Below are 18928 nucleotides of genomic sequence, written 5' to 3'. Positions count from 1 at the left end.
CGAACGACCATTCATGTTGGGCGCTTTTCCCGCCGTAAAACCATTTCTTCGACCGCCGCTCCATTCTTGGCGCCATCGTAGCCCCATCGCAATCCGACTAAAGGTAGAGGGTGTGACGCCTGCTGTTTGGTTCTCCGAGTTGCGCAGTCGGCTTTGCTCGAACAAAATGGGAACTTGCGATTCGCGATGCACGCGTAATATCGGTATTCGTAGGCTGGTCAACTAAGAGAATAACCCGAGCTATGGTCGATCAAAGTGCGGATCACGCAGCACCCGCATCAATTGAAAATTTTGAACGCTTTCTTGCGTCTATGGTGCCGCCAAACACGCTTGGCGGCGCTGCCAGAATTTTTCCCGAAGTATGGGGGAGGTTCGAACGGCAGGACCTTTGGAAACTAGTGCCGGCTTTGGCAGGTCTTGCAACTGAGCCACAATTTCAAGCAAATCTGGTGCGCTTAGACTGGGCGACGAGATTTGCGTTGGTGTCTTCAAGGGGACGGAAGTCACTTCGGTCTCGCGAGGTCTCCGAGATGCTAAACGGAACTCTTGATCAGGTTCGGGTCAATTTACTGGAGGACCCGATTGAGAGCACAGTTATCGAGAGGATTTCGACAAGGTGTGGCGACCGTCTTTTGATAACTGGGCTGTGGGAAAACGCAGGCTTCCACACCGAGTGCCTCCTGCGAGCATTTGAAGCCCTTCCAGACCATCCGATCAAAAGTGGGGCGCTGAAGCGGGCTTATGCCCTGCTGGCCTTGGCCAACGAAATCGCATTGCGCACGGACTTTCCAGTCAACCAAGCCGGAGGCGGCGCGGCCAAGGGGGCAGTGAATGTACCAAATGAGGCACGGCTCCGTGCACTTGGGCGTCGTGTTCATTTTAGCTTCAAAGATCTGGCTAGCCTTGGAATTGATCCCGGCGATCTCACTTCATTTATCTTGTCCGAAGAGGCAACCCAACACCTCGTAGGCGCGGTGGCCGGCAACTCTCCGCTTGAGTTCATGCCCATCCTACAGGTTGAAAACGGAATACTCGTCGCGTCCGTTTCAAACTTAACCACCGCCCTCCGAGCCGATCTCATATCTACCGCGCTTGACAACAACATGTCTGTTGCGCTGCGCACCGCTATCCTCATTGTCCACGGGGAAATGCTGAACGTGGCGGGGTTTTTGGGAAGATTTCCTGCGCGCCTCGTCGACGACGGCGGCGTCTTGCGTAGAGAGGCCGTCTGGGAGCAACCAAACGGATTCTGGGTGCATGTGGTCCAACTCGTCGACGAGCTGGACGGGTGGCCGCACGCTGCATTTGGGTCAGTTGCCAAATTCGACCCCAGTGCAACGCAAACGCTGAGCAATACAATTGCTCAAACAAGAACGCACTGTCTGGCCCAGCCAGGTTTCGTCGAAGGTATCACAATTTGTTTGGTCGGCGGTGTCGGGCGCGGCTTCGTGATCGATAAACGCCTGGAGCTAGATGCGGAAAATTGGACCTCACTGACCCTCTGTCCCTCCGATGTTGTCACGATGGGATTGGTTGAAGGTGGCAAATTCAACGATGTTTGGCGGCTAGCAAAGATTGAAGCGCTGACCAGGGAGATGGGATTCAATGTGCACTCTGCAAGTGGCTGGCTGAACCTTTTCCAGTGGTGGAAGTGTAACAAACTGAAACTCGTCCCCGAGCACATGATCGATTTGGAACCGCCGGCGATGGTGAGCTTCGACACCAACTTGTTGCTTGAGACACGCCAAGAAGCGGTTGGTGCCGCAGACTTCCGAATTCTGAACCACCCGACATTGGGCGCGAGACGGGTCACGCGGAAATCGCGCTCGCCTCAAGATGACGGATATGAACTCATCTATGTCGATTTGGAGGCGGCCGAACAGTTTGTCCCAAGGGTAGCTGTCAAGGTTGACGAAGTGATCTGGTGGGTCGAGCTGGAGGACGCCAACGACAACGACCTCCCCGAAGTCCTTATTAGGACTTGGGACGGCCTTGTTCATTGGGCCGCCAAATGCCTATCATATTTGGGATCGAAGTTTGATCTCTCCCCCGGGTCAATGTGCATCAAGCTAAAAATTGCGCCGATGCCCGAAGATGATATTACGTCGCCTCCAAATGCCGATCTTGATGAGCTCGTGAGCCTTCAGGTGGATGACGAGAGCGGCGAGTGTCACATCCGCGTCGCCAAGGATTGGCACAAGTTCCTCTGCCGTGCAGACAATATCGCTGAATTGTTTGTGGCGAGTCGGATGATCGAGGGATTTTGGCACTTTCTAAGGGGCGCAGATAATGGGTCAGATTTCATTCAGTTAGCGTTGGAGGCAGTGGGTTCGCCGCACTATCGATGGCGACATGTTGCAGAGGTAATCACTCCCATTGAACAACTCAAGCAACTCGGCCTAGCCGGACAATTCCGTGAAATCAGGCCGTCAGCCGGCGCGCTTGTTCAATTTGGCACGTGCTGGGAAATCCGCGAGCGTTGCGAAGGTCCACGCATCGAAGGCTACGAATCGAGTGTCGATTTCGTTCATCGGTACCAAACACACCTTTTAGGAAAGCTCATAGCGCGCGTTCGAGGCTACGACCGGAAAGCCCTGATTGGTTACTCACTCTGTGCGCTGCAAGCTGCGGAAGGCGAGCTCTCACATTGGGCTGTTACCGCGAACGCCATGCGCGCGATCCATGGAGAGTTGGGCGACCATCATCGAAGTATGGAACTGCGCTCAAAGGCCTATGGGGTCATACGGGCGTCGTCGATAATCACAGAAATCGGCCTCTGCGAGGCCGGGAAAGACGGAAGTCGGCAGCCTGGCGCTATTGACTTCGACGAACTTCAAGCGCTCGCGCTGATGGTGTTTGAGACCGCAGACGTCCTCGCGGCAATCCGTCTCCACAGGGTGGAGCCGCGAATCCATATCTCGCCTACAGGCGAAATGCTGACCAATCACGATTTTGAGGAGGAATCCATTCAAGCCTCTGGCCTCAAGCTCAATCTCAAAAACAGACGTTCCGACGCTCAGCGGTACGTTACTAGATTCGAGGAAAGCGATACGTCTCACCCAAAGTTGGAGTTTCAAGATGCGATTCTGGCGGAGTTCGGAACGCCTTGGGAGGGAGTCATGGATTTAGGGATTGTGACGGCTCACCTCGCTGCAAAACGTTCTAGTGGCGTCTTCGATATCAAGCGATCCGAACTACTCTCTGAAATGCGGAAATTTGAACCCCTGGCGAAAATAGACCTCGGGCCAGCGCTTGACCGCATAACGATGCGCTCTCGTCCCTCTTGGACCGACCTTCCGGAAGGTTGGTTCGCGAATGATATCGACCTCGGCCGACTCGGACGACGCCATTCGCTGATTTCTAAACCCATCATCGCGCTCGATAGCAAAGAAGACCCCGATTTACTCGTTTGCCCTGCTGCGGTTTTTCGCAGCGTCCTCTATATGTTCCAGGGGGCAATGGACGGTTCCCTCCAGAATGATTACTGGCAGTCTTTGAGGATGCGTCAGTACGCGAGCACGGCTGGCAGGCTTGCTGGAAACCGATTTAACGACACGGTTACGGAAACCATCCAATCGTATGGCTTCGAGGCTCAGGCAGGTGTGAGTCCCAGCGGTTGCTTAAACATCAAAGCTACAGATGAAGTGAAACGGCTAGGCGACGTAGATTCCCTCGCGCTGGATCGCGCAACAAACACAGTTTGGGTGATCGAAGCTAAAGATCTTCGGCTCTGTAGAACACTCGGCGAAGCCGCTCGTCGTTTGTCGGCCTATCAGGGAAAATATGACGAAAGGGGGCGCCCAGATAAGCTTCGCCGACATCTGGATAGGGTTGAGTTTATTCGGGCACGGGCTGCCATGTTGTGCCCGCGGCTTGGACTAGGTGCCCCTCCGATTGTTAGGGGGCTAGTGGTGATTCGCGCGCCACAGCCACTCGAAGGAGCGTGCGTGAAGAATGGTGAAGACGCGCACGTGGTAATGCTCGACGAGCTTGTTGAATTTCTCCGCGCCTAGTGTTTCCGCCTTGTCGGGAGAACCGCAAAGTGAGCTTTGGAGGCTCAAGTCGGTGTCCACACCGGGCCGGCGGTAGCCTAATGATTGTCCTGAAAGTGCTTGCACTACCTTGGGACCCAAGGGGGGGCGTGATTGTTTGGCCGGGCTGTGGCTTGGCTGCACGATATCGCATGAAAGGCTGCGCTCCCAGGCAACCGCGTGTAACAGATCAGGAGACGCACAAACTGCCATACCGCTTTCGGTGGGCCTGCGCCGACTTTCAATTTCATTCGAATTGCCGTCGAACATAGAGATCAAGTCCTGGTGCAGGGGAGCTTTAGACGCTCGACCAGTCTGAATCAGTTTAGGCGCCATTCCCCTTGCCACGCTTCTTCGAGTCGGGCCGCAAGGATTGAACAACGACCGCTTCGGTGGGGAGAATTGTGGAGCATGAAACGCCACCCTTCGTTCCCACCTTCAATGACGCGCAGTACATCGCCTTCTCCGCCAACTGCAGGAAAGTGTCGGTGTTCAAACACAACAGACAGGTGACGATTGAATCACACCCTGTGACCCAAATGAATCAAAAGCTCTGACGCTTCACACGAAGAGAGAATGGTGCACCCGACGAGATTCGAACTCATGACCTCTGCCTTCGGAGGGCAGCGCTCTATCCAGCTGAGCTACGGGTGCGCACTATGGGGCAGGCTTACCCGATGCGCTTGACGGGCGCAATCGGCTAGCGCCGGTGTGTTTCAGTCGCGCTCGGGCGTGGAGCCTGCTGCCCGGCGGCCGGCCAGAAAACGTATGGCGGTCACGATCAGGGCCGCGATGACGGCGCCCATGCCGATCCAGCGTGCCAGCTCGATCGGCGCGAACAGGAAGGCGGCGGCATAGGCCAGCCCGCCCAGCACCATGGCAAGCCCCATGAAGCGCTTGGGCGCGGCCGCGCCGGCGGCCGGGGCGCGGCCCGGGATGCGTTTGGCGACGGCGTTGGAGAAGACGGCCAGGATCAGCCCGATCAGGGCGCCCGATATCCGGTCCGGAAAGTCGGGCCCGGTCAGGCTGGCATCCGCGGCCCAGTTTGCAGCCAGGGCGGCGGCGATCAGGCCGAAGGCCAGCAGCAGCGAAAATCCGATATTGCGCGTGATCATTGCGGTGTCTCCCGGTTGGTATCGGTGGCCGCACGGCCGAAGCCGAACGCCTCGGAGAAGCCCAGCAGGGCCTCCTCCAGGACCGATACGTTGAGGTGATAGATGACCGATTTCCCGGCCTTTTCCGTGACGACCAGGCCGGCCTGCTTCAGGACATTGAAGTGGGCAGACATGGTCGGCTTGGAGACGGGAAAGGCGTCCGAAAGCTCGCCGGCGGTCTGCGGTCCCGATTTCAGGATCTGCAGCACCTTGCGGCGGGTCGGGTCGGCGAGGGCCTTGAAAACATCTGACATGGATAGACGATTAGCTAATTCTCTAATCGTTGTCAAACCGGTTCAGTCGCTGCCATCACCGCCGAAATCGCCGAAATGATCGCTGCCATTGTCGTCACGGCGGCGGTCTGCAGCGTCGCGCTGGCTTAACCCCATCATGCCGATCCCGACGCCGCTATCGACACCGTCGACGCCGCGATTGCGGAAATAGAGCTTCGGGCCGGGCCGGGCGAGCCAGCGATAGGTCAGCAGCGCCACGATCGCACTGCCCAGGATCAGCACCAGCGAGAAGCCGGCACCGACCGCGCCCTGCGGGTGCAGGAATATCCCGAAGAACCAGGCCAGAAAGACGAAAAGTGGCGCCGCGATCAGGAGCGCAAAGCCACGCCGGAGCATTTTCATCATCGTCTCGACCTCCCCGTCGGACGGGCCAAACCGCCCGTCACAGCCAGTATCGGCGGCAAAAGGGGCAAAAACGGGACAGACAGGATCGGCGCGCGCGTCAGGGGTCATCCGGCAAATTCGGGCGCCCCCGCCAGCGCGGTATCGAGCACGATCCGCGCATCCTGGCACATCGCCTCGGATCCGTGACTGTCGATAAGGCGTGCGGAGACCCTGTATTCAAGCATCGGCTTTCCTCTCCTGCCGCCTGTCTATTCGGTGCCCGGCACGAGATAGTCCGGAGCCTGGTCGGCCGGCATCGCGGCCAGTTCGGGATCGGTCAGGCGGGCATAGACCTCGATCAGCGTGCCGTCGGGATCGGTCAGCCAGAGCTCGTGCAGCGGCGTGCCCCTCCAGGTCGTACGCGGAGGCTTTTCGACATGGGCGCCGAAGGCCAGGGCGCGGTGATAGGCGTCGATTACGGCCGCCTTGTCGGGCAGTGCAATGCCGAGATGGTAGAGCGTGTCGTGGTGCAGGACGTTGTCGTCGGCGACCATGAGGACAAAGTTGAGGCCGAGATCGGCGCGGATGAAGATCGCGTAGCGATGCGTCCATTCCTTCGGCCAGCTATTGAGGAGCCAGCCATAGAAACGCGTGCTGGCGGCCAGGTCGCGGACCCGGATACTGGCGTGGAACTCGCTCGCTACCGGCCCGGCGGGCAGGTCGAGCAGGCGCGCCAGCACTTCGATACGGGCCTTGATCTGGTCGCGCGCCGTGCGGAAGGCGGCGATATCATTGGCGGCTGCGGGATCGGTAATCGGCCAGTGCAGCCGCCGGACCCGGCCGGGGATGACGGGGCAGACTTCGTCGGCACACAGGGTCACGACCAGATCGGCGGTTTGCGGCGAAACCGCCTCGACCGGCTTGGCGCGATGATGCGCAATATCGATCCCCGTCTCGGACAGGGCCTCGACGGCAAGCGGGTTAAGCACGGACGGAGCCGAACCCGCGCTCGCCACCTCGACCGAGGCGGGCAGGATCGCGCGCGCAAGCCCCTCGGCCATTTGGCTGCGGGCTGAATTGGCAACGCACAGAAACAGGATACGCATCGGATCAGACCTCTTCATGGGGTTTCAGGCCATCATGGCTGGCATCAGGATTGTCATCGGCTTCCCGGGGGACGCAGCCTTGCGGGGTGTAGCAACAGGCCGCATCGGCGCCGGCAGGCCGCGCGGCTATCGCCCCGATCATCACCTGGAGCGGTGCCAGGGCGTCGGGATCAAGGGAATAGCAGACACGGGGGTAGTCGATCGCGCCCTGCACGAGCCCGGCATCCTTGAGGATCCGCAGATGTTCGGAGACCGTCGACTGGGCCAGCCCGACCTGGTCGACGATGTCGCCACCAATACAGCCGGGGCGCGACAGCAGGAAGGCGATGATCCGCACCCGGGCCGGATGCGCCAGCGCCTTGGCGAGCGCAGCGATCGTCTCGGCTTCAAATGAAGGCGGCAGCGCGATGGAGTTCCGGTCAGGCATATCAGACGCGTCCCGTATCGTTGATCGCCGATACATATATATCGGCAATCAACGATACAAGGGCATTTTCCCGCTTCGCCTCAGCGCCTGTACTCCGGAAAGCCTCAGGCGGACGCGAGCCAGTCTTCGCTCAGGCGCCACAGCCGCTCGGCGGAATCATCGTCGCAGGCATGGGGGTCGACGCCCATATAGCGCGCCATCGGGCTGTCCGGGACCGTCACCGCCGCGATGTCGGCGTTTTCGCAATAGACGCCGGGCCTTGAGACCAATTGCGGCGAAGTCGCGGCCCACAGCGTGGTCGAGGCACCCTGCTCCGGGGTCTTGAAGCCCGCCTTGGCCAGTTCCGACGGTTCACCGTCCTCGCCGAGCCAGCCCAGCGCGATCATTTCTTCCTTGGGCAAATGACGCTGCAGCGGCGTGAAAATCCCGCCCGGATGCACGGCAAAGGCGAGGCCGCCGGACGGTTTCAGGCGCCGCGACAGGGCGTTGGCGAACAACGCATTCGCCGTCTTGGCCTGTCCATAGGCCCGCCATTTGTCGTAGGGCATACGTTCAAAATTGATGTCGTCCCAAATGATGTCCGAGATCTTGTGTGCGGTCGATGACAGGGCCACCACGCGCGCATCCGGGGTGTTTTCGAGCAGCGAAAACAAACCCTGGGTCAGCGCAAAATGTCCCATATGGCAAATCCCGAACTGGGATTCCCAGCCGGGCCCGACCCGCGATTCGGGACTCGCCATGACGCCGGCATTATTGATCAACAGGTCCAGTCGGGGCAGCGCATCCTGCATCGCGCCAGCAAACGCTCTGACCGATGCCAGCTCCGCCAGATCCATTGGCACCGTTGTGATATCGCCCGGGAGCGCGGCCAGCGCCTCATTCGCCTTCGCCTCGGAGCGGACCGGAATAATGACTTTCGCCCCCTTGCTGGCCAGGGCGCGCACCGTTTCCAACCCAATCCCGCTATAACCGCCCGTGACGATAGCGATTTTCCCGGCCAGATCGATATCCGCGACAACCTCTGCGGCGGTCGATTTGGCATGAAATCCCGATTGAAGCGGGGCTTGATCCGAAATTGACATGGTCTTCCTTTCAAGGATTGGCGGGATCCGGGCGGTCGGGGAGTGGCGAACAGGATGTTGCTCCACCCATCCACACTGCACCCTCCTCTTCCTTGATGGAAGAGGTGGCGCCGAAGGCGTCGGAGCTGGTGAGAATGACGGGCGCGAGGGTCGGCGATTGGCGCCTTATCCCACACCGCCAACAATTACCTCACGTCATCCTGACTTGCGTCAGGATGACGAATTTTTGGTGATGTTATCCCCATCCCCTCAACCCTGGCACATAATCCAGCCGTTCCGGTCGCACGGGAGGCGCGAGCTCAGTCAGTCGCGGCGTGGAGATTTTCGTGCAGGCGGCGGGCCCGCCCTACGCGTCTTCGCGGTGATAGGTCAGCGACAGGAAGACATCTTCCAGATCGGCTTCCTCGGTGCGCAGATCGGCAATGCGGGCGCCCGAGGCATGGAAGCGCTCGATCATTTCGGCAACCGACACCTCGCCAAATCGATAGGAAATCGCCAGCGAGCCATCGGCGCGGATTTCCGTATCGAGGCCATCGAGGCTGGCCGGCACGGCGCTCAGGGGCTCGCCGGGCGTGATCACCAGCGTCTTCCTGTCCATGCGCTTGAGCAGGGTTTCCTTCGGCTCGCAGGCGATCACCTTGCCCTGGTCGATAATGGCGATCTCGTCGCACAATTCCTGGGCTTCCTCGAGATAGTGCGTGGTCAGCACGATGGTGGTGCCATTGGCATGCAGCTCGCGGACAAAGGTCCAGAGCTGCTTGCGCAATTCGATATCGACGCCGGCGGTCGGCTCGTCGAGCACCAGCACCGGCGGGGTGTGCACCATCGCCTTGGCGACCAGCAGGCGCCGCTTCATGCCGCCGGACAATTGCCGCACATAGGCATCGCGCTTGTCGCTCAGGCCGAGCACTTCGAGCAGCTCGTCGGTACGGCGCTCATTCTTCGGCACGCCGTAGAAACCGGCCATCAATTCCAGCGTCTCATAGGGCGTGAAAAACACATCGGCGGTGATTTCCTGTGGCACGACGCCGATGGCGGCGCGTGCGGCGCGGCTGTCCCGGTCGATATCAATACCCCAGGTGCGCGCCGTGCCGCTGGTCTTGTTGGCGAGACCGGCGAAAATATTGATGAAGGTCGACTTGCCGGCGCCATTGGGTCCGAGCAGGCCAAAGAATGAGCCCCGCTTGACCTTGAGGTCGATTCCCTTCAGCGCTTCCTTGTCCGGCGAGCCGCCGCCACCGCGATAGGTTTTGCGCAGATCGATCGCTTCAAGGGCGTATTCGGGCAATTTTGATGTATCGGACATGTCGCCTCGGAATTGACGGCCAGCTGGGGAACGCCATAACTAGGCATCCTCCGATCCCCTGTCCATGAGGGCTGATGCATGGCCGACGCCGCAAACACAATTCCACCGTCTGAAATCATCCCGGTCACGGGTCACCGCATCGCCTGTGATGGCGGCGGCGGCGCGCTGGGCCATCCGCGTGTCTTCCTGGAAATGGGCCAGGACGATTTTGTCGAATGTCCCTATTGTGACCGGCGTTTCGTAAAGGCCGGCTCGGCGCAGGATCCAAAAGCCTGATCTGACACTGCCGCGTGAGTGAGACGTAACCGTCTGGGGAGGCGCTGCATGTCCGGAATCTCGAGCCAGACGATCGGACTGATCACGGGCATCGTGCTCGCGATCGGCCTGCAATTCATGCCCCTGCCCGAAGGCCTCAGCCGCGAGGCCTGGCTGCTCGCCTCGCTGGGTCTGCTGATGGCCGCCTGGTGGGCGACGGAAGCCATCCCGATTGCCGCCACGGCCCTGATCCCGATCGCGATCTTCCCGCTGCTCGGCATCACCACCACCGGCGCCGCCACCGCCCCCTATGCCAGCCCGATCGTGATGTTGCTGCTGGGCGGTTTCATCGTCGCGCTGTCGATCGAGAAATGGCATCTCCACACCCGCATCGCGCTGAATATTGTTGCCAAATTCGGCGGCCATCCGGCGGCCCTGATCGGCGGGTTCATGCTGGCCTCGGCCCTCTTGTCGATGTGGATCTCCAATACCGCCACCACACTGATGATGATCCCGATTGCCCTGCGCGTGGCGCAGGAGGTCGAGCGCGAGGGCGTCAGCTCGAAATTCTTCGCTCCGGCGCTGGCACTCGGCGTCGCCTATGCGGCCTCGATTGGCGGCATGGGCACGCCCGTCGGCACGCCGACCAATCTCATCGCCATCGGCTTTCTGCGCAATGAATACGGCCACTCGCTCGATTTCGCCACCTGGATGGGGATGGGCCTGCCGGCCGTGCTGCTGCTGATCCCGGTCGGCTGGTTCGTGCTGACGCGGCTGGCCTTCAATCTCAAGGGTGCCAGCGAGAGCCGGGCCGCCGAAGACATGGTACAGCGCGAACTGACCGGTCTCGGCAAGATGACAACGCCGGAATTGCGCGTCGCGGCGCTGTTCGGCACTGTCGCCCTGCTGTGGATGGGCCGCTCGCTGCCGGCCGAACTTCTGACCTGGATGCCCTTCTTCTCCGGCGAGGGCTGGAACTGGGGCTGGAACCCGCTGCTCGCCTGGCTCACAGGCGCGCTGGGCATCCCCGTCGCGATCCAGATGACCGACACCCAGATCGCCGTCATGGGCGCACTGGCCACCTTCCTGATCCCGGCCGGCGATACGGGCGCAGCCAAGGGCGAAGCGCTGATGAACTGGGACGGGCTGGCGCGCCTGCCGTGGAATGTCGTGATCCTGTTCGGCGGCGGGCTGTCGCTGGCGGCAGCGCTATCGGCGACGGGCCTGGCCGGCTGGCTCGGGGCACAGCTCTCCTTCGTCTCCGACTGGCCGCTGCCGCTGCTGATCCTGGTGATGGTCGCCGCCGTCGTCTTCCTGACCGAGCTGACCAGCAATGTCGCCACCACCACGGCTTTCCTGCCCGTACTCGGTGTGCTGGCCGTCAGCGCCGGCGTGCCACCGGAACAACTCGTCCTGCCGGTCGCCATCGCCGCCTCGACCGCCTTCATGCTCCCCGTCGCCACAGCGCCCAACGCCATCGTCTACGCCTCCGGCGCCGTCACCCAAGGCCAGATGATCAAGGCCGGCTTCCGGCTCAACATCGCCGCGATCCTGATCATCACCGGGATCGGGATTGTGGCGGGGCAGCTGGAGTTCGGGGGTTAGCGGTCAATCGGCTTCAGGGAAGAGGCGATTGCCCTGCAGAATGCGCTCAATGCGCAACGCACCATCGGCGACGCGATAGAAGATCAGATATTGGCCATGCGACGCAGCTCGAATGCCGGGGGATACATCCTCGCGCAGCGGTGCGGCGTTTGGAAAGTCTGCCAAGCGCTCACAATGATCGAGCAGTTCGCTGACGAATTTGCGCGCCCGCAACGGGCTATCCTGAGCGATGTAGTCGCCGATGTCTTCCAGATCGGCCCAAACCAGATCTGAAATTATCGTTTTCACAGCTCACCGCGTTCCTTTGCCATCGCCGTGTATTTCGCCATCAACCGATCCCGAACCACGTCGATAGGTATCCCCGGCCCGCTTTCCGCGCCGAGCCTGACCGCCTCGCGCAATTCCTCCAGCTCGGAGAGAAATTTCGCCTCGCGCTCCTCGACCATGCGCAGCCCGTCGCGCAGGATCTCGCTCCTGGAATTATAGCGCCCCGACTGGATCAACTCGGTCATCAACGCCTCGAAGCGCGGACCAAGGGCATAGCTGCTGGGCATGGCGGATTCTCCATCGCAAGGGCGGATGGATAATTATTATCACAATTCATCCCCGACCTGAACGCCCGCGCCAGCGGCGAAGCACGCCAGAGGCTCGGGCCGCGGTGAGAGCTCGTCCGGCAGGGCCCAGCGGAATTCAAAACTCTCATCCTGCAACAGGGTCACCCAGGCCTCGTCCCGGGCGGCGCAAATCTCGTCGGCGAGGCTGGTCTGTCCCAGCAGCGATGCATAGACGCAGCCATCGCGCGCACCGAGATAGCGGTGCATCGCCGATGCGGACGGATCGGCCGGCCAGGCTTCACCCTGTGCCCGCGATAGCTGGATCAATTCGGCGATATCATCACAACGGCCCGCATCGTCCAGCTCGGACCAGAGCTCGCGCCACGACATGGATTGCCCCCATACCGGATGGGACATGGCCGACTGACCGTCACGATACCAGGCCACCACGCTATCAAGCGCCGCATTGGCCGCGCTCGCATCACCGCGCTGTTTGGCAAGCCGATAATCCAGCAAGTTCAGCTGCATCTGTGACCAGCCGCTCCTGTCACGCTGGGGCCATTCGGGATGGCGCGCCCGTTCAAGCACCTCGGAGGCGCGGTCAGGTTCGCCCGCGCTAATCATGATATGAGCGACCATGATGCGCATCGCATTGATGCTGAATTCGGTCTGTTCCGTGATGTCCGCAAACTGCGCGAGCCAGATGCCTCCGCCCCGAAACGAGGCGTCGTGAAAGGCGGGGCTCTCATAGCGTGCCAAGGCCTCCTCGGCGATCGGCAGGGCAGCCTCCGCGCCGCCCAGACGCTCCGCGGCCTGCATCGCCGCGACCCACGCCTCATCTTGCGCATTGAAGGCGAAGCTGTTGCCGAGCGGGTCCAGCCTGGCCAGCTGCAAGAATTGGTCGCGGGCGCGTGCATACTCGCCCTCGGCGAAGAACAGCCAGCCGCGTTCTATCCCGTTGGAGATTCGCTGAGCGCGATTGGTGGCCGGCAAAAACCGGGTCACAAACAGACAGCGCCCGGCCCGCGCGCGCCGCTCCGCCGCGCCGCGGCCGCGATAGCCAAAATCGCTGGCGATCTCGAACCTGATGTCGCCTGCACAGCCTGTGCTGATGCCGTAGGCCAGGCTGACCGGATGGGTAACAACAAGCCAGCGCGCGGGCGATTCCGACTTGTAGCGTTCGGGAATGGCGTAGGCCGCAATCAGCCAGACGGCCAGCAAGACGAGGGTCACGTGCACGGCATATTTCATGGTCGACCTCCAAATTGTCATGCTTGGCAATCAATTGCCGGTCTGAACAGCTAGCCGGCCGTGCCGCCCGGCACGCATTCCAGTCGCGTCGGCACACCGAATGCGGCATACGCGCGGCTGGCGGCCGTCGCGGTCGACGGGTTGGTTTCGCTGGCCTGCAGACAGGCATCCACCGCCTCTTCACGCCGGCCGAGCATGCCGAGTGCGCGGCACTCCCAGGCGGGCGAGGCGGAAACCGTGTAGGATGACAAATGGCCTTGGGAATTGAGGATCGGGTCAATCTCTTCCCGGAAAGGCTCGGCCCTCAGCCGCTCGACCAACTCCGACAGTATTGCATCGGCCCGCTCACATTCACCGCGCATGGCGCGCGCCTGCGCCTCGGAAATTTGCCGAGACACGGTGCACTGGTGCACCTGAAGACAATAGGCTGGAGCCGGCTGGCGTAGCCATTCCAGAGCCGCATCGGGTTGGCGCGCCTGGAGATAGAAATAGGGTCTCATCTCATCAGAACGCCGCTTGGCGGAGTCTGACCAATTGCTGACATCCAGGCCGTCGAGAACCGCCATTGCTTCGGAAGCGCGACCCTGGCGTTGCAGAACAGCGACATAGACTGAGACCACCAGGTCAGGTTGCTGAAGCCGTGGAGCATCTCCGCCGGTCACCAGAGCTGTGAGTTCGCGCAGCCCGTGAAGGTTGTTGGCGTCCATCAAGGCAAAGCTGGCTTCCATCACTGCGTAGTCGGTCGGGTTCTGCCGGACGTCCTCCAGCAGGAGATCAGCTGCCGGACCGGGCCGGCCGAGTTGACGCCAGGCACGGATGCGGGCCTGACGGGCTGCAAATAGCAGATCCGGATCAGAGGTCTTTGACTGCGCCCAGTAAGACAGCCCCAGCGCGACCAGCGGCGGCTGGTTCCACTCGGCAGATCGCTCCGTCAATTCCAGCGCTGACGGCGTAAAGCCACCCGCGCCGGTCGCGTGCAGCACGCTGTCGGCAGCAATGAATCCGGCCACCGCCAGCGCCACGGCTATCGCACCCCGCATCCAGACCCGCATACCCGCTTCCCACCCGTAAAGATTGCGCGATCAGACCCGATCGCCGGAGCTTTGACAAGCCAGCACCGCCCCCGCCGCAACTCCCCCATGACCTGCGCCGCGCACCGCGCTAGTCTGCGCCAAACCGATATCCCGAGGATTCTCCCATGGCCGTTCACAGACCCGTCGATGCTTCCAGCCATGTCTATCTGATCGACGGATCGGGCTATATTTTCCGCGCCTATCATGCGCTGCCGCCGCTGACGCGCTCGGACGGGACGCCGGTGGGCGCCGTGCAGGGCTTTTGCAACATGTTGTGGAAGCTGCTGGAAGACATCAATCACGGCGAGAAACCGACCCATATGGCGGTGATTTTCGATTATTCCGGCAAGACCTTCCGCAATGATCTCTACCCGCTCTACAAGGCCCATCGTCCGCCGGCGCCGGAAGACCTGGTGCCGCAATTCGCGCTGATCCGTGAAGCGACGCGGGCCTTCGGGGCGCCTTGCGTCGAGGTCGAGAATTACGAGGCCGATGATCTCATCGCCACCTATGCCCGCCAGGCCGAGGCCAAGGGCGCGCGGGTCTCGATTGTCTCCTCGGACAAGGATCTGATGCAGCTGGTGTCCGACAAGATCACCCTGCTCGACACCATGAAGAACAAGCGCATCGATGCCGACGGCGTGTTCGAGAAATTCGGCGTCGGGCCCGACCGCGTGATCGATGTCCAGGCCCTGGCCGGCGACAGTGCCGACAATGTGCCCGGCGTGCCCGGCATCGGCGTCAAGACGGCGGCGCTCTTGATCAATGAATATGGCGATCTCGACACGCTGCTGGAGCGCGCCGGCGAGATCAAGCAGAATGCCCGCCGCGAAAAACTCCTCGCCCACGCCGATGATGCCCGCATGTCGCGCCAGCTGGTCACCCTCGATTGCGACAGCCCGCTCAATGCCCAGCTCGACGAGTTCGGCATCACCGATCCCGATGCGGAGCCGCTGGTCACTTTCCTCAAATCGATGGAATTCCGCACCTTCACCCGCAAGGTCGAGGAGACCCTCGGCGGGCCCGCCGCCGACGAGACCGGCTCGGCGACGGCGCCGATCGACCGCTCGCAATATGAGTGCGTCACCACCATGGCGCAGCTCAGGGACTGGATCGAACGCTGCCATACGGCCGGCGTCATCGCCGTCGATACCGAGACCGATGCGCTCTCCTCCAATGCCGCCGGCCTGGTCGGCATCTCGATGGCATTCGCCCCCGGCAAGGCCTGCTATATCCCGCTCGCCCATATCGACCCGGCCGCGACCGGCGATATGTTCGACACCGGCAAGGCGCCGGAACAATTGCCGATGGATGAGGCTCTGGCGGCGCTGAAACCGCTGCTCGAAGACCCGGCGGTGCTCAAGATCGGCCAGAATTTCAAATATGATCTCGGCGTGCTGACCCGCTATGGCATCGATGTCGCGCCGATCGATGACACCATGCTGATCTCCTATGTGATGGATGCCGGCCTGCACGGCCATGGCATGGACGCGCTCGCCGAAATGCATCTCGGCCATGCCTGCGTCCCCTTCAAGGAAGTGTGCGGCAGCGGCAAGAACCAGATCTCGTTCGACAAGGTGCCGCTCGACAAGGCGACGGAATATGCCGCCGAAGACGCCGATGTGACCTTGCGCCTGTGGGAGATTCTCAAGCCGGCCATGGTGGCCAAGCACAAGGCCACCGTCTACGAGACCCTGGAACGGCCGATGCCGGCCGTGCTCTCCGCGATGGAAAATTGCGGCATCAAGGTCGATCCCGACCAGCTCAAACGCCTGTCCTCGGAATTTGCGCAGAAAATGGCCGGTGCCGAGGCCGCAGCGCATGAAGCGGCGGGGCGCACATTCAATGTCGCCAGCCCCAAGCAATTGGGCGAGATCCTGTTTGACGAGATGGGCCTGCCCGGCGGCAAGAAGACCAAGACCGGTGCCTGGTCGACCGATGCCGCCATGCTCGACGATCTCGCCGCCGAGGGCCATGCTCTGCCGGTGGCGCTGCTGGAATACCGCCAATTCGCCAAGCTGAAATCGACCTATGCCGACGCGCTGTTCGCCGCGATCAATCCCAAGACCGGCCGCGTCCACACCTCCTTCTCGCTCGCCGCGACGACCACGGGCCGTCTCTCCTCCAACGAGCCCAATCTGCAAAACATCCCGATCCGCACCGAGGAGGGCCGCCGCATCCGCGAGGTCTTCATCGCCGAGCCGGGCAATGTCCTCGTGGCAGCGGACTACTCCCAGATCGAGCTGCGCCTGCTGGCCGAAATCGCCGAAGTCGACACGCTCAAGGAGGCCTTCCGCAATGGCGCCGATATCCACGCCATGACGGCGTCGGAAGTGTTTGGCGTGCCGATCGAGGGCATGGACCCGATGGTGCGGCGCAAGGCCAAGGCGATCAATTTCGGCGTCATCTACGGCATTTCCGCCTTCGGCCTCGCCAAGCAGATCGATGTCAGCCGCGAGGAGGCGAAGAATTTCATCAACGCCTATTTCGAGAGATTCCCCGGCATCATGGCCTATATGGACAAGATGAAGGATGAGGTGAAAGCCCGCGGCTATGTCGAGACGATTTTCGGCCGCCGCTGCCACTTCCCCGGCATCAGTGACAAGAACCCGAATATGCGCCAGTTCGCCGAACGCCAGGCCATCAACGCCCCGCTACAGGGCGCCGCCGCCGACATCATCCGCCGCGCCATGATCCGCATGCCCGACGCCATCGCCCGCGCCAAACTCGACGCCCGCATGCTGCTGCAGGTCCACGACGAACTGATCTTCGAAGTGCCCGAAGCCCAGGCCGATGACATGATCGCGCTGGCGAAAAAAGTGATGAGCGAGGCCTGCCGGCCGGCACTGGAGCTCAGCGTACCGCTGGATGTGGATGCGAATGCCGGGAAGACCTGGGGCGAGGCGCACTGAATACCTAAACCCATAAATTACATACCGTTGTCATCCCTGACGGATGCCCCGCGCATGCGGGGCGTAGATCAGGGACCTACCCGTGAAACCAGCTGGAATTGCGGGTAGATCCCCGCTCTGCGTCCGGCTCAAGGCCGGACGTCCGGCGGGGATGACAACGGGAGTTTGTCTTCTGAAAACCGGTTACACCACCCGCCTCATCCGCCCTTCGGGCACCTTCTCCTCACGGAGAAGGAGGGCGGAGCGCGACATTCCCTCTCCCTGGGGAGAGGGTGCCCCGCGAGGGGCGGGTGAGGGGGGCGGCGGCGACCTCTCCAGAAAAGCCCACCCGGGACGGTGCCGCCAACTTTCCCGGTATCGCGCCACCACCCCCGCGCCTAAACCGCTGCGATCATCAGCGCGGGGACACGCAAAATGAGCACTGACACCATCGAACGCCGCAAGGCCTGGACCACCATCGCCATTTTCCTGGTCATCGTCACCGGCCTGAGCGCCGTCTTTCACTACGCCCTCGTCAATCTCAATCCGACCAGCCTCTATGTCGGGCCGCTGATGTGGTGTCCAGCGCTGGCGGCGTTTGCGACGCTGGCGATCCGGGGGCGCAAGCTGTCCTCGCTGCCGTGGCGATGGGGGAAATGGCGCTTCAATCTGGGCGCCTTTGCCATGCCGATCCTCTATGTCGCGATCGCCTATGGGCTGATCTGGGGGCTCGGACTGGGTGGCTTCCCTAATCCGGAAACCCTGGCGGAATGGGCTGGCGAGACCGGGCTGGACGTCTCCACGCCGGTGCTGATCGGCGTGATGGTGGTGTTGATCGGCACGATTGGCTGTATCCGCGCGGCGAGCACGATTGTCGGCGAGGAGATTGGCTGGCGCGGCTTCTTCGTCTGGGAATTGCGCAAGGTGATGCCGTTTGGCGCTGTCGCCCTGTTCAGCGGCGTCATCTGGGCCTTCTGGCACTGGCCGATCGTGGTGTTTTACGGCGGCGGCGAGGCCTGGCTGCAAATGTCGGCCTTCACCGTGATGATTACCGGCATGTCGGTGATCATGACCTATTTCACCTTCAAGTCCGGCAGCCTGTGGCCGGCGGTGATGTTTCACGCCGCCCACAATGTCTATTTCGACAAGCTGTTCAACCCGCTCACCATCGACACCGGCCAGACCAGCCTGTGGACCGGCGAATACGGGCTGATGATGCCGGCCGTGACCACGGTGCTGGCGGTGATCTTCTGGCGCAAGGCGAAGGCGGAGGGGCTTTAGGGGCGGCGCTTATCCACCTCCCGGGGCCTGTCGCCTATAATGACCCCCGGTCCGGTCTGACCCGGCACGCGCCCGGGTCCGCCGATCCGGCTCACGGAGGTCCAGAATAATCGAACATCCCATCAAGGGCGGCAGGCGAAACCCGCAAAGCACTGCAAGGAAACGGCTTCACCGCCAGCGGCGGACAATCGGTCTGCCCCTGAGCGGCTTTTGGAGGGCACACCAGAGACACACCCGATGCAGACAAGGCCGCATCAGGGCCACATCCGGGGATGCTCAAAGGGCCCTTAGGGCA

At 61.7% G+C, this 18928-nt stretch carries 16 protein-coding genes and 1 tRNA gene; 5 read left to right on the top strand and 12 right to left on the bottom strand.

What is annotated here, in order from left to right; translation table 11 throughout:
• Positions 1 to 242 precede the first annotated feature (242 nt).
• Positions 243 to 4013: a hypothetical protein gene (locus ACN0YL_RS05550; RefSeq protein ID WP_417490309.1), complete on the top strand. Its 3771-nt coding sequence runs from the start codon at positions 243 to 245 to the stop codon at positions 4011 to 4013.
• 595 nt (positions 4014 to 4608) lie between these two features.
• Here the strand turns inward: ACN0YL_RS05550 and ACN0YL_RS05545 are convergent.
• From ACN0YL_RS05545 to ACN0YL_RS05510, 8 genes are all read right to left on the bottom strand, one after another.
• Positions 4609 to 4685 (bottom strand) — tRNA-Arg (locus ACN0YL_RS05545).
• 62 nt (positions 4686 to 4747) lie between these two features.
• On the bottom strand, positions 4748 to 5146 hold the full coding sequence (locus ACN0YL_RS05540; RefSeq protein ID WP_417497315.1) for an ammonium transporter: 399 nt from the start codon (positions 5144 to 5146) through the stop codon (positions 4748 to 4750).
• Positions 5143 to 5439: an autorepressor SdpR family transcription factor gene (locus tag ACN0YL_RS05535; RefSeq protein WP_417490307.1), complete on the bottom strand. Its 297-nt coding sequence runs from the start codon at positions 5437 to 5439 to the stop codon at positions 5143 to 5145. The genes ACN0YL_RS05540 and ACN0YL_RS05535 overlap by 4 nt, the downstream gene beginning before the upstream one ends.
• A 42-nt stretch (positions 5440 to 5481) precedes the next feature.
• Positions 5482 to 5823 (bottom strand): hypothetical protein, encoded by a 342-nt coding sequence (locus ACN0YL_RS05530; protein WP_417497314.1) that lies wholly within the window; start codon positions 5821 to 5823, stop codon positions 5482 to 5484.
• A gap of 248 nt (positions 5824 to 6071) precedes the next feature.
• Positions 6072 to 6908, bottom strand: coding sequence for a VOC family protein (locus tag ACN0YL_RS05525; protein ID WP_417497313.1), 837 nt, complete (start codon positions 6906 to 6908; stop codon positions 6072 to 6074).
• Between the two features lie 4 nt (positions 6909 to 6912).
• Positions 6913 to 7335, bottom strand: coding sequence for an ArsR/SmtB family transcription factor (locus ACN0YL_RS05520; protein ID WP_417497312.1), 423 nt, complete (start codon positions 7333 to 7335; stop codon positions 6913 to 6915).
• 104 nt (positions 7336 to 7439) lie between these two features.
• Positions 7440 to 8417 (bottom strand): oxidoreductase, encoded by a 978-nt coding sequence (locus tag ACN0YL_RS05515; protein WP_417497311.1) that lies wholly within the window; start codon positions 8415 to 8417, stop codon positions 7440 to 7442.
• A 346-nt stretch (positions 8418 to 8763) separates the two neighbouring features.
• Positions 8764 to 9723, bottom strand: coding sequence for an ABC transporter ATP-binding protein (locus ACN0YL_RS05510; protein ID WP_417497310.1), 960 nt, complete (start codon positions 9721 to 9723; stop codon positions 8764 to 8766).
• Positions 9724 to 9801: 78 nt separating this feature from the next.
• On the opposite strand from ACN0YL_RS05510, the gene ACN0YL_RS05505 reads away from it, so the two are divergent.
• Both ACN0YL_RS05505 and ACN0YL_RS05500 read left to right on the top strand, forming a co-directional pair.
• Complete coding sequence (locus tag ACN0YL_RS05505; RefSeq protein ID WP_339740922.1) at positions 9802 to 9999, top strand: zinc-finger domain-containing protein; 198 nt, start codon at positions 9802 to 9804, stop codon at positions 9997 to 9999.
• 48 nt (positions 10000 to 10047) lie between these two features.
• Positions 10048 to 11583, top strand: a complete 1536-nt coding sequence (locus tag ACN0YL_RS05500) for an SLC13 family permease (RefSeq protein WP_417497309.1) — start codon at positions 10048 to 10050, stop codon at positions 11581 to 11583.
• A 3-nt stretch (positions 11584 to 11586) separates the two neighbouring features.
• Here the strand turns inward: ACN0YL_RS05500 and ACN0YL_RS05495 are convergent, their stop codons facing one another.
• Genes ACN0YL_RS05495 through ACN0YL_RS05480 form a run of 4 tightly spaced genes read right to left on the bottom strand, consistent with a single transcriptional unit; the run spans position 11587 to position 14371 of the window.
• On the bottom strand, positions 11587 to 11871 hold the full coding sequence (locus tag ACN0YL_RS05495) for a type II toxin-antitoxin system RelE/ParE family toxin (protein ID WP_417481362.1): 285 nt from the start codon (positions 11869 to 11871) through the stop codon (positions 11587 to 11589).
• Positions 11868 to 12137 (bottom strand): type II toxin-antitoxin system ParD family antitoxin, encoded by a 270-nt coding sequence (locus ACN0YL_RS05490; RefSeq protein ID WP_417490300.1) that lies wholly within the window; start codon positions 12135 to 12137, stop codon positions 11868 to 11870. The genes ACN0YL_RS05495 and ACN0YL_RS05490 overlap by 4 nt, the downstream gene beginning before the upstream one ends.
• 39 nt (positions 12138 to 12176) lie before the next feature.
• Positions 12177 to 13409, bottom strand: a complete 1233-nt coding sequence (locus tag ACN0YL_RS05485; protein WP_417497308.1) for a tetratricopeptide repeat protein — start codon at positions 13407 to 13409, stop codon at positions 12177 to 12179.
• A gap of 29 nt (positions 13410 to 13438) precedes the next feature.
• Positions 13439 to 14371 carry a hypothetical protein gene (locus ACN0YL_RS05480; protein WP_417497307.1) on the bottom strand — a complete coding sequence of 311 codons (933 nt, stop codon included), beginning with the start codon at positions 14369 to 14371 and terminating at the stop codon, positions 13439 to 13441.
• A gap of 215 nt (positions 14372 to 14586) precedes the next feature.
• Here ACN0YL_RS05480 and polA point away from each other — a divergent pair, with 215 nt between their 5' ends.
• Entirely contained in the window at positions 14587 to 17373 is a 2787-nt protein-coding gene (gene polA, locus ACN0YL_RS05475; protein WP_417497306.1) for a DNA polymerase I, read from the top strand.
• A 414-nt stretch (positions 17374 to 17787) separates the two neighbouring features.
• Positions 17788 to 18633: a CPBP family intramembrane glutamic endopeptidase gene (locus ACN0YL_RS05470; RefSeq protein WP_417497305.1), complete on the top strand. Its 846-nt coding sequence runs from the start codon at positions 17788 to 17790 to the stop codon at positions 18631 to 18633.
• Positions 18634 to 18928: the final 295 nt, after the last annotated feature.

Origin of the sequence: Maricaulis sp. (genome assembly GCF_048269565.1) — a bacterium.
Classification (GTDB): Bacteria; Pseudomonadota; Alphaproteobacteria; order Caulobacterales; family Maricaulaceae; genus Maricaulis.
This window is presented reverse-complemented; position numbering and strand designations above follow the sequence as displayed.